This is a genomic window from Natrialba hulunbeirensis JCM 10989 (assembly GCF_000337575.1).
Taxonomy (GTDB): domain Archaea; phylum Halobacteriota; class Halobacteria; order Halobacteriales; family Natrialbaceae; genus Natrialba; species Natrialba hulunbeirensis.
In genome coordinates this window covers 35,006-46,867 of record NZ_AOIM01000033.1, presented here as the reverse complement: position 1 = coordinate 46,867, position 11,862 = coordinate 35,006, and the positions used below count along the sequence as shown (strand labels likewise).

Here is an 11,862-nt window from a genome sequence, read left to right as displayed (position 1 = left end):
GAGATGTGTATAAGAGACAGGAGTGGTCGTGGGTGTCGCCGCGGTCGAGTGTTAGCAGTCGTAGTGCTCGGGACGACGCGATGCGAGCGCGTCATCGTACGGTGTCAGCTCCTTCTTGCGCGCTCGAGTGAGGGTACACGTCGCCGTGAGCGCGTGCTCGCCGTCGACTGGTGCCGGACCAGCGAGCGGGAGCCCGTTCGGATCGAGAATAACGCTCTGGCCTTCGAACATGACGCCGCGTTCTGTGCCTGCACGGTCTGCACAGGCCACGAAGACGCGGTTCGCATTCGCGTGGGCGAGCGCCTGGTGTGCGCCGATCGTCCAGCCGCCGGGTCGGGTCCCATCCGCGGGTCCCGGAACCCAGTTAGTCGGCACGGCGACGAGGTCGACGCCTGCTTTCGCTTGCGTCACCGTCAGTTCCGGAAACCAGAGATCGTTACAGATCTGGACGCCGAGCCGGCCAAACGGCGTGTCGACGACCGTGACTTCGTCGCCGGCGGTGAACCAGCGATGCTCCTCGTTCCACAGGTGGAGCTTTCGGTAGACGGTCTCGACGCCGTCAGGCGAGACGACGAGGGCGCTGTTGTAGTATTGGACGTCTGTGTTTGTGTCTGTGTCTATATCTGCGTCTACGTCCTCGTCAGCCTCCACAGCTTCGGGAAAGCCGCCGACGATCCAGGTGTCCGTCTCGGCCGCAACGGCGGTCCACGCGTCGGCTGTTTCGCCGTCGCGCGGTTCGGCCATCGCAGCTAGTTCGGCTTCCGATTCGAAGACGTAGCCCGAGGTTGCGAGTTCGGGGAGGACGATCAGATCGGCGTCCGCGTGCTCACGGACGACTGTGACCGTGTGCTCGCGGTTGCGCTCGATCTCGCCGAACACGGGTCTCGTCTGTGCGACGACGATCTGCGCGTCGGTAGCGGCCGCCGGTTCGTCCGCGGCCAAGCCCGGTTTGGTATCCGGGTCCGCACCCGAACCCGAACCCGAACTCGCATTCGTCATTACTCCCAGATCCCTCCGGAGAAGCGGTCAATCGCCGTCATCACGACCACAGTGAGGGCGATGAAGACCACACTGGCGGCCGCGATGGTCGGCGAGTAGCCGTACCGAAGCGAGTTGAAGATCTCGATCGGAATGGTGTTGACGAGGAACAGCGACAGCAGCCAGGCGATGATGTACTCGTTCAACGAGAGGATGAACGCGAACAGCGCACCCGAGATCACGTTCGCTCGGATGAGCGGGTACGTGATGGTCCGTAGCGTTCGCAGCGACGACGCGCCGAGGTTCATCGCAGCTTCCTCGTAGGTCCGGTCGATCTCGTCTAACCCCTGTGAGACCAGGATGAACGGGAACGGCGCGTAGAAGATCCCGTGTGCGACGATGATGCTCGTCCGCGAGCCGGCGATGCCGAGCTCGAGGAAGAACACCAGGAACGCGACCCCGATGATCACCGGCGGCACGAGAATCGGCAGCACGCCGAACGTCCCGTAGATCGAACTCCACTTGTAGTCGAATCGGTCGAGGGCGAACGCGAGTCCGCCACCAATCGTCGTACTCAGAAGCGCTGCGGCCCCTGCGATGGCGAAGCTGTTGACCAGCGCAACCATCCACGATTCACTCGTGAAGAACTCGACGTACCACTGCATGGAGAACCCACCCGGCGGGAACGTCAGGAACTGTTCGGGAGTGAACGAGACGGCGATGATGATCGCGAGTGGGACGGCAATGAACGCCATCGCAGCCGCGACGTACACACGGAACGTCACCCAGATCACTGACTCGCGGGTGTTCGCGTCGACGCGGGTGACGACGGAGTCGATCGCGCTCCCGATCTGACCGGCGACGGCAGTCAGTCCGATTGCCGACGCGGCGTTACCAAAGCCGCCGCGAACCTTCGCGAGCGGGCTGGTTCCCGTCGAGCCAGCCTGCTGAGAGCCGCCGTCGGTCGCGACCTCTTCGCTCCCACCGAGGCTTCCCGCGGTGACGTTCGTCACGCGGATGAGCGCCCAGAGGAACACCATCACGACGAGGATCAGGCCGATACTCATCGCGGCGGCGAACGGGTAGTTACTCTCGCTCATGATCTGCTGTTCGATCAGCACCGGCAGCGTCCGTTCGGCGGAGCTACCGAGCAGTCGCGGCAGCACGTACGAGCCGAGCGCGAGGATGAAGACGAGCGCAGTGCCGCTCGTAATCCCGTTCTTCGAGAGGGGGAGCGTCACACGGCGGAACGTCTTCACCGACCCCGCACCGAGATTCTTCGAGGCCTCGAGTAGCTCGCCGTCGATGTTCCGAATGCTGCTGTAGAGCGTGAGGACCATGAACGGCAGGAAGACGTACACCATGCCGACGACCAGTCCCCAGTAGCCCGGATAGAACGACTGTGGCTCGGAGAGAATCCCGGTTGCAACGCCGATCGAACTCAGGACGCCGCCGGAGGCCAGAATGACCTGCCAGGCGTACGCGCGGATGACGTACGTCACCCACAGCGACGAGATAATGGTGATAAGCAGCAGGCTACGCAGCCACGGTCGGTCCATCCGTGCGAGATAGTACGCGATCGGATAGCCAAGCAGCAGCGAGAAGATGGCTGTCACGAGCGCCAGTTCGATCGTCAGCCACATCTGGCTGAGATAGAGTCCGGGCTCGATGAACGGCCAGGACGACGTAAAGTCGACACTGACGAAGCGGAGGTAGTTCTCGAACGTGAACCCGAATTCGTACTGTCCGCCGGGAATGTTCACCCAGAAGCTGAAGACGAACAGCAGACACAGCGGGATGAAGAAGACGGCGACGAGCCAGAACAGCGGATACGACAGCGCGTACCACTTTGCTCTCGCTTTCAGGCCCGCACGTCCGGAATCGCCTCCGTCTGTGGCGTCACTACCGCTTGCAGCGTCACTACTGGTCGCTGTTCCACCGTCGGCTACGAGTTCGGGGGCAGCCTCGGTGGCGGGGGTGGTGTCAGTGTCAGCGCTGGTGTCGGTATCGGAACCCATCTATGCCCCCACGAGTCGACAGTCGTCGGCCGCGACGGAGACCGCCACTCGGTCTCCGGGGCCTCGTTTGTCCATCCCACTTCGCCGAACGACGGTGATTTCGCGGCCGCTGTCGGTTTCGAGATGGAATTCGACGCTACTACCGAGGTGTCGCTTGAAGGTAATCTCTCCCTCGAAGACGGTCGTGCCACCAGCGTTCGTGCCGCCGTCTGCGCTGGCAACATCGGCGTTGCCGGCGGTCCCGTCGTCGAACCGGAACCGCTCCGGACGGATGACGACCGAGGTGTCGTCGCCGGCCGAGACGCCGTTCTGTACCACAGCCTGTATGGAGACATCGTCGCAGTCGACCATCGCATAGCCGTTCTCGACCGACGAGACGGTCCCATCGAAGATGTTGGCCGTCCCGAGGAAGTCCGCGACGAAGCGCGAGTTAGGGTCGTTGTACACCTCTTCCGGTGGGCCGACCTGCTCGAACTGACCGTCGTTCATCACGGCCAGACGGTCCGACATCGTCAGCGCCTCCTCCTGATTGTGCGTGACGAAGACGGTCGTGATGCCGATCTCCTGTTGAATGCGGCGCAGTTCGACCTGCATCTGCTCGCGCAGTTGCTTGTCGAGGCTCGCAAGCGGCTCGTCGAGCAACAGTGCTTTCGGCTGCGGTGCGAGTGCACGTGCGAGCGCGATACGCTGTTGCTGGCCGCCGGAGAGTTGGTCTGGCGTGCGGTCGCCAACACCCGGTAGTTCGACGAGTTCGAGCATCTCCTCGACGCGGGCATCGATCTCCTCGGTGGTGTAGTCGCCGTCGGCTTCCATCCCGTAGGCGATGTTCTCGTGGATGGTCATATGCGGGAACAGCGCGAAGTCCTGGAAGACCATCCCGGTATCACGCTCGTACGGTGGTGCGTCGGTCACCTCGTTCCCGTCGATGTGAACACTTCCGTCAGTTGGCGTCTCGAAACCGGCGATCGTTCGGAGGGTCGTCGTCTTCCCACAGCCAGACGGGCCGACGAGCGTCACGAACTCGCCGCTCTCGATGTCGATATCGACACCTTTGACTGCGAGAACGCCACCCGGATACCGTTTCTTTACTCCTGCAAGTGAAATTCCACTCATGAACAATTAGATTAGCTCGATTGGCTTAGCCGATGATGAACTGTTCCCAGCGCTCACTAACCCAGTCCTCTTCCTCGACGTAGAGTTCGTACTTGGGCGTGATCGCTTCGTCAGGTCCTGGCCCGGCGATCTCCTCGTAGAAGTCGTCGTCAATCTCGGAGTACTCGCGTTCGACCGTCGGACTCGTGTACAGCCCCTGTGCGAGTTCGTCCTGCACCGAAGGCTGGCTCGCGTAGTCGATGAACTCGCGCGCCTCCTCCTTGAGGTCGGACGTCTCGAGTGTGACCCAGAGCCCGGAGTCGAGGATCGATCCTTCTTGGACGAAGTTCGACTGGACCGGCGCGCCGTCGTCCTGCATGACTCGCGTAATGTCACTGTAAAGCATCCCTGCTGGCACTTCGCCGTCACGGAGTCGCTGCTGGAACTCCGCTTCGTTCTCGTACCAGAAGTTCGCCTGATCCGTGACGCCCTCGAGTTCCTCGAATACTTCCTCGACACCGTCGCGGTCGTCGAGAATGTCCTGGCCGTCGAAGTGCACTTCTGCGGTGACCTCGAGCAGGAACGAGTTCGACGCGTAGCCGAGGAGACCGAGGGTGTCCTCGTACTCCTCGTCCCAGAGCGCCTCCCAGGAATCGATTGGCTCCTCGATGACGTCCGTGTTCTGGACGAGGTTGATGTACCACGACAGCGCACCGATACTCGAGATGCCGCCGTCGGCCTCACCGACGAGGTCGTCGCTGATGTACTCGAGGTTCTCGAACTCGTCGTCGTCCCAGATGTGCCACAGATCGGAGTTCAGTCCCTGGAGGACACCGGTCTGTGCCATGATCGCGACGTCGACTGGCGCGTCGCCGGCACCGACGGCGTTCTCGTACTGCGTGAGCGCTTCTTCGGAGGTCGGTTGTGCCTCCGATTCGACGCTGATGTCGGTTTCGTCCTCGAATGGGGCGAAGAGGTCCTCGTCCATGACGTCCTGGAACACGCCGCCGTAGACCGCAACGGTTAGCGTGTCGTCCCCGCCGTCGAGCATTCCTGTACAGCCTGCGAGTCCTCCGAGGGCAGCGACACTCCCCGCTGCCGCCGTCGATCGAAGGAACGTCCGTCTCCCGTGCGTGTTTTCTGCTGGCATACAATTGCCACCTACTCCACGTATCCTTGCTATCCCTACATAAACCTTCCCACAGTGCGTGGTGACGTGTCTCTTAGCGACACTGTTTCCCATCTCTCCTGTATTGTTTTAACTGCCTCACCAACTGACGAGCCGTTCGTTACCGTCTGCGTACGACTCGCCTCACGATTGCCACATATATGTCAATTATATTTTAGGTCGTCGCGATCGTGTACCCGAGCCAGCGTTTCCCACTCCGTCGCGATCCCCTCCTCGACACAGCGGGCGATGAGACACTCGGACAGCCCGACACACGTTAGCGAGGCGAACGCCCAGCCCGGTTCATCCCAGGGAAACGGACCGGGTTCGCGCGGCCGCCGCACGTCGACCACACCGCCGAGTTGGCGGCGAGTGGCGACTGCGAGTTCGTGTGCGCGATCGTACTTCGCGAGCGGGAACTCGCGATTGTCGGCGACGAGAAGCCCTGGCTCCCCTGCAAGCGCCGAGCCGACCGTCGTGCGACGCGCCTCTATCAGCAACGATACCATGTCGACCGTTGCCCGTTCGTCCCCGATCACGTCGGTAAACCGCCTGATCGCACCGCCGTGGGCGGCCGGCTCCGGATCGTCGTAGGGGACGCTCTCCGGATCCGCGTGGTACTCGACGACACCAGTCGTCTCGAGATCCGTGTCGATCCCCTCGTTGAGCAACACGCCGTCGATCGTTACACTGGAGGGCGCGGCGATCTCGAGGAACTCCGCACCGTCGCGCTCGACCGACTCGAGTGCTGTCGTGGCTGGTCCCAGCGGTGAGTCGTCGATCGTCGCGATGATCGATTCGACGTCCGACCGGTTTGCTGCCGGCACGGTAACGGTACCGACGACGATGTCCCCCTCGTCAGTGTCTGGATCATATGTCACGTGACTTGTCAGGTCGGCGAGGCGCTCGCGGACCTGTTCGACGCGGCCACTGACGCCGCCGCGGTCGAGCTCTGCACGGCCGGCAACTGTCAGCCGCCTCCCTTTTCCACCTGCTTTCTCAGTCAATCCGCTCTCATCGAGGTCGGCGAGCGTAAGCCGGACCGTTCGCTCCGTGATCGAATAGCCGCGCTCGCGGAGATGGGTGGTTAGGTGAACGCTCCCAATTGGTTCGTGAGCCGCGAGCAAACGGAGGATATCGTACGTTCGTCGATCCGGATCGCTCGTCATCGTTCGATACCTACTGTGCGTCGGATAAATGCGTGGCGAGATCCGCGAAGGCGTCGATGTGTGTGTCGATCTCGTCGGTCGTGTGCTGGACGCTGATCGTCCACTGCTGGGAGGCGTCGTGCGGGTGAGGGATGACGCCGCGGTTGAGCATGCCGAACCAGTAGGCCTCGTGGAACTCCTCGTCGACGTGCTCCCAGTCGCGGAACGTCCGCACGCGTTCGTCCGTGAAGTACACCATTCCCTGCGAGCCTGCGGTGACGACGTAGCCGTCGATGTCGGCGTCGGCCATCACGTCGCGGTAGCCGTCCGCCAGGCGTTCGGAGAGTTCGGTGACGTGATCGTATGCGTCGTCCGTGAGGATCTCCCGCAGCGTGACGCCGACCGCGCGCAGCGAGAGCGGGTTCCCGTTGTAGGTACCGTAGTGTGCCGCACCGGTCGCGACGCCCTTCTCGAGATCCGCCGCGACCAGTTCCATGAGTTCTCGCTTGCCGCCGAACGCACCGACGGGATAGCCGCCGCCGATTGCCTTCGCGAGCGCGACCAGATCCGGCTGGACGCCGTAGTACTCGGCCCCGCCGCCGGGCGCAATCTTCGCGCCGGTCTTGACCTCGTCGAAGATCAGGACGGCACCGAACTCGTCGGCCAGTTCGCGCAGCCGGTGGAGGAAACCATCTTCCGGTTCGACGACGCCGAGATTGAAGCAGGCCGGTTCGACGAGAATCCCCGCAACCTCATCCTCGTGGGTGCGAAGCAGTCGCTCGACGCTCGCTGCGTCGTTGTACTGGGCCAGGAGGATGTTCTCGGGGACCGACTCGGGAATTCCACGGGACTCCCTGATCGGCGTTGGATTGTTGGCCGGTCCGGCCTGGTCGAGCGGCGGCATCTTGCTCACGAGCGCCGGATCGTGCGCACCGTGGTACGCGCCTTCCATCCGGATGATCTTCTCGCGGCCGGTCGCCGCCCGTGCGAGGCGCATCGAGTGCATCACCGACTCGGTGCCGCTGTTCGTAAATCGGACCTGTTCGATCGCCTCCCAGCGGTCGATGAGTGGCTGCGCCGCGAACTCGATGAGGTCGCTCGGTCGCGTGTACAGCGTCCCATCATCGATCTGCTCTTTCGTCGCTTCGGACAGTGCTGGATGCGTGTGCCCGACGAGCTGGGTCCCGTTGTTCAGCGCGAAGTCCAGGTACTCGTTCCCGTCGACGTCATGAATCGTCGTCCCCGTCGCTCGCTCGGCGTGTACGGGATACGGATCGTACGCACGATACGTGCTGCAAACGCCTGCAGGGACCAGTTCTCCCAGGTCCTCGGCAAGCGCCGCTGAGCCTGGTGTTTGCTCCTGATACTGTTCGTGCTCGCTCGCGAGTAACTCCGCGGCCGACGTGTCGGATGGTCGTTCTGGCTCGGTCATCAAATCCCGGAAATATACTTCCGGTTCTAGGGTCAACGATTCCCGTCTCAAATATAGCTTTCGGCGATGCGGCCCTCGCTCGCCGTACTCGACACGGTGTACTCGACAGTGGACTCCTCATTCGCAGCTCAGCGGCCAATTAGCACTACTGTGAGCCGATCCTGTCTGTCACTAAAACCGCTTTTTCACCTTACGCTGCCTATAACTAATCGCCGGCCATTGGTGTAGATGCGCCTCGATCACGCCGCCAACGCGTTGGTGTCGTGTACTCGAGGACGATCCGATCATCCCCCCACGATCGCCCCCATCTCACATCCCCTGACCATCGGTTGCCCCGCCCACTCCCCGCTGGTCCCTCGCTGCCCCCACTGCCCTCCCCATCCACCACCCACCACCAATCACCGACCGCCACCCCGCTGGCGCATTCGCTGTCCTCCTCCGTGCCTATTCATCACCACACTTCCACGTACCGCCACGTTGAGCGTCTCCTGACCACTGTGGTCGTCGGTACTACTGTACTACGGCGACACGACGATTGACTCGAGTACCGTTCCGTCTGGTTGGCGTAGTTCGCCGGTGAGTTTTGGGTCGTCGCCGTCGCCGTCACCGCCATCGTCACCGTTGTCCGTCTCCTCGAGAACGATAAACCCAGTCCGATTCCCACGGGGCTGGGCGTGACTGCCGGGATTCATCAGTAGACAGTCCTCGGTCTCGATCACCGTCGGCCGGTGGGTGTGGCCCGAAACGACGACGTCGGCGTCGCGCGAGCGGCCGAACATCGCGAGCCCCATCTCGCCGCCGTCGCGGCGGTGGGTGACGGCGAACCGGACGCCGCCTGCCTCGACGACGCGTGCCGTTGGGAGGCGGTCGCGAACCGCGGCGCTGTCTGCGTTGCCGTGTACTGCGAACAGCGTGTCGCACTCGCGCTGGAACGACTCGAGTGCGGCCGTACTCGTGAAGTCGCCAGCGTGGATGACGGTGTCTGCCTCGCGCGCTGCGTGCAGCGCCTCGCCGGTTAGTTCGTGGCCGCTGTTGCTGTGCGTGTCGGAAAAAATCGCGATCATACTGCACCTTCACCCGCACGCGGGACGTTCCTTTCGACTCTGTTGACGCAACCGACGCGCCCAACACACTTGTTCTCCACTCGTCTCCCGCGTCGCTCTCGTCCTCTCCTGACGCTTAGTGCTCGCCGTCGTCGTACACCGCCACGATTGTCGACCCTGGTGGCCGCTCGTTTAGCACCGCTGTCACCGTCGTCTCCGCCAGATCCACGGTGGAGTCGAGTGTTTCCCAGCCCCCGTCAGTCTCCACGGCAACGGCTACGTCCGTCGGACTCGCACCCGGCGGTAACCCTGTTGGGTCGTAATCGACTTCGATCCGCATCGCACTCACCCCGGCAAGCCCGTCCAGTCCGACCAGTTCGACCGGCTCCGCGAGCGCGTCTGCAGGGACGTCCGCCGGCGAGCAGCGCACGCTGTCGTCGACGCCAAACCCGTCCGGTACATCACTCGCGACGACGGCCGCGCGAGCGCCGCCGAACTCGAGTGCGAACTCTGCGGTGTCACTGGATCGGTATCCGGGAATGGACATGGTCGACTCGAAGAGCGGGATGTACATGGCGCTGTAGCGCGCAGGTGCTGGCTGTGGTGAGTGCTACCATTCCCTGTCTTCTCGTGTGGTGTGACCGATAGCCGTCCCTGGCTGAGACGAATCCTTTTATCGGAGCGGGAACCAATCACGTATCGTGTCCGAGACAGCCGGGTACATGCGCTTTTTCCCGTACGATCAGCCGTACGAGAACCAGCGCGAGGCCATGGACCGCATCCACAACGCGCTCGTGCGCGGGCAAAACGTCCTCTTTGAGGGAGCCTGCGGGACCGGCAAGACCCTCTCGTCGCTCGTCCCTGCCTTAGAGGTCGCCCGCGAGGAGGACAAGACGGTCGTCATCACGACCAACGTCCACCAGCAGATGCGCCAGTTCATCGCCGAAGCGCGCGCGATCACCCGCGAGGAACCCATCCGCGCCGTCGTCTTCAAGGGAAAGGGCTCGATGTGCCACATCGACGTCGGCTACGAGGAGTGTCAGACCCTGCGGGACAACACCCGCGCCGTCGTCGACGCCGAACAGGACAAACAGCAACTCGAGCGCCGCCAGCGCGAACTCCTGACGGAGAGCCAGCAGGGCGACGGCGGCGCGGCCGACGCCCGCTCTGCCGTGATGGACGAACTCGAGTCCATCGAGGAGCGCCTCGACGATCTGGAAGACCAGAACGTCTGTGACTACTACCGGAACAACCTGACCGAAGACACCGACGAGTTCTTCGGCTGGCTCTTCGAGGACGTGCGGACGCCCGACGAGATTTACGAGTACGCAGAGCAGCGCCACCTCTGTGGCTACGAACTGCTGAAGGAGGGTATCGAGGGCGTCGACCTGGTCGTCTGTAACTACCACCACCTGCTCGACTCGACCATTCGCGAGCAGTTCTTCCGCTGGCTCGGCCGCGACCCCGAGGACGTCATCGCCGTCTTCGACGAGGCCCACAACGTCGAAGATGCCGCCCGCGAACACGCCACCCGGACCTGCTCCGAGCGGACGTTCGAGTCCGCGCTGGACGAACTCGCGGACTCTGACGATCCGCGCGCCGAAGACGCCGTCAACGCCCTCTCGGCGTTTCACCGCGCGCTCGTCGAAACGTACGAGGACTCCTTTGGCTTCGGCGAGCGCGAACGCATCGGCGAAAACTGGGACGACGTTCCCATCGCGAACGAGGGCCGTCGGGACGACCTGACACTCGAGTTCCTCCAGCGCTACGAGGGTCGCGGCATTCAGGAGGACCTCGAGGCCGCGATGAAACTCGGTCAGGAACTGGATGCGGAGTACGAGGAGGCCTACCGCGAGGGTGAGACTGCGACCCGAACGGAATGTCAGACCCTGCAGGCCGCCGCCTTCGTCAGCGCGTGGATGAACGAGGGCTCGAAGGAGGGGCTGTACCCCGTCGTCTCCGTTACCCGCGACGTGGGGACGGACGAGGTCTACGGTCGCGCGGAGATCTACTCGTGTCTGCCACGGCAGGTGACGGGACAACTGTTCGAGGAGGTCTCGGCGACAGTGCTCATGAGCGCGACCTTACAGCCGTTCGACGTGACCGAGGACGTACTCGGCCTCGAGAAGCCGGTGACGATGGCCTACGGGTTGCAGTTCCCCGCGGAGAATCGCCGGACGTACGCCGTCGAGACGCCGCCGCTGTTCTCCTCGGACCGGGACGACCCTGCGGTTCAGGAGGACGTTACGGAAACCATCAACGACGCCGTTCGCATGACGCCCGGCAACACGCTCGCTTTCTTCCCGAACTACGGCGAGGCGAGCCGGTACGCGGAGCGACTCGAGTCCCAGTCCCGGTCGAACGTGACGGTCTATCTCGACGAACCGGGGCAGTCGGTCGAGGAGCTTCGACAGGAGTTCATCGCCGACGATGGGGCCGTCCTCTGTACCTCCCTGTGGGGGACGCTCGCGGAGGGTGTGAGCTTCGACGGCGACGACGCACAGACGGTGCTCGTCGTCGGCGTGCCGTACCCCCATCTGGACGACCGCGCAGAGGCGGTCCAGGAGGCCTACGACGCGGCCTTCGATGGCACCGAGACGGGCTGGCGCTACGCCGTCGAGATTCCGACCGTTCGCAAAACGAGGCAGGCGCTCGGGCGCGTCATCCGTTCGCCCGAAGATGTCGGCGTTCGCGCGCTGCTCGACAGACGCTACTCGAAGCAGGCGAAGTCGGATCTCGGCAAGTACAGCGTTAACAGCACCTTCCCGCACGAAGAACGCGAGGAACTGCTCGATATCGGGCCGGAAAAACTCAAGTTCGCGATGCTCAACTTCTACGGCGACCACGACTGCTACGACGGTGACGCGCCCGCGCCCTGAACAGTAGTGTTTCTCGCTGGCCGATCACTCGATCGTGACGTGACCCTTGCCGCCAGTCACTCGATCGTGACGTGACCCTTGCCGCCAGTCACTCGATCGTGACG

9 protein-coding genes are annotated in these 11,862 nt (G+C 63.2%); 1 reads left to right on the top strand and 8 read right to left on the bottom strand.

Annotation, left to right across the window (positions count from 1 at the left end):
• Nucleotides 1-51: 51 nt before the first annotated feature.
• The 8 genes from C483_RS10110 to C483_RS10075 form a co-directional block, all read right to left on the bottom strand.
• Nucleotides 52-999, bottom strand: coding sequence for a nitrilase family protein (locus C483_RS10110; RefSeq protein WP_006653261.1), 948 nt, complete (start codon nucleotides 997-999; stop codon nucleotides 52-54).
• Nucleotides 999-2,996 carry an ABC transporter permease subunit gene (locus C483_RS10105; RefSeq protein ID WP_006653260.1) on the bottom strand — a complete coding sequence of 666 codons (1,998 nt, stop codon included), beginning with the start codon at nucleotides 2,994-2,996 and terminating at the stop codon, nucleotides 999-1,001. The genes C483_RS10110 and C483_RS10105 overlap by 1 nt, the downstream gene beginning before the upstream one ends.
• Nucleotides 2,997-4,109: an ABC transporter ATP-binding protein gene (locus C483_RS10100; RefSeq protein ID WP_006653259.1), complete on the bottom strand. Its 1,113-nt coding sequence runs from the start codon at nucleotides 4,107-4,109 to the stop codon at nucleotides 2,997-2,999. It abuts the gene before it with no gap.
• A 25-nt stretch (nucleotides 4,110-4,134) separates the two neighbouring features.
• A complete protein-coding gene (locus C483_RS10095) occupies nucleotides 4,135-5,238 on the bottom strand; it encodes an ABC transporter substrate-binding protein (RefSeq protein WP_006653258.1) in 1,104 nt (367 codons plus the stop codon).
• Between the two features lie 182 nt (nucleotides 5,239-5,420).
• Entirely contained in the window at nucleotides 5,421-6,425 is a 1,005-nt protein-coding gene (locus C483_RS10090) for a DUF128 domain-containing protein (RefSeq protein WP_006653257.1), read from the bottom strand.
• Nucleotides 6,426-6,435: 10 nt separating this feature from the next.
• Nucleotides 6,436-7,836 carry an aspartate aminotransferase family protein gene (locus tag C483_RS10085; protein WP_006653256.1) on the bottom strand — a complete coding sequence of 467 codons (1,401 nt, stop codon included), beginning with the start codon at nucleotides 7,834-7,836 and terminating at the stop codon, nucleotides 6,436-6,438.
• Between the two features lie 518 nt (nucleotides 7,837-8,354).
• Entirely contained in the window at nucleotides 8,355-8,900 is a 546-nt protein-coding gene (locus tag C483_RS10080; protein WP_006653255.1) for a metallophosphoesterase, read from the bottom strand.
• Between the two features lie 115 nt (nucleotides 8,901-9,015).
• A complete protein-coding gene (locus C483_RS10075; protein WP_049912561.1) occupies nucleotides 9,016-9,426 on the bottom strand; it encodes a hypothetical protein in 411 nt (136 codons plus the stop codon).
• Between the two features lie 175 nt (nucleotides 9,427-9,601).
• Here C483_RS10075 and C483_RS10070 point away from each other — a divergent pair, with 175 nt between their 5' ends.
• The gene (locus C483_RS10070) at nucleotides 9,602-11,758 is read left to right on the top strand and encodes an ATP-dependent DNA helicase (protein WP_006653253.1); all 2,157 of its coding nucleotides are present in this window, start codon (nucleotides 9,602-9,604) and stop codon (nucleotides 11,756-11,758) included.
• Nucleotides 11,759-11,862: the final 104 nt, after the last annotated feature.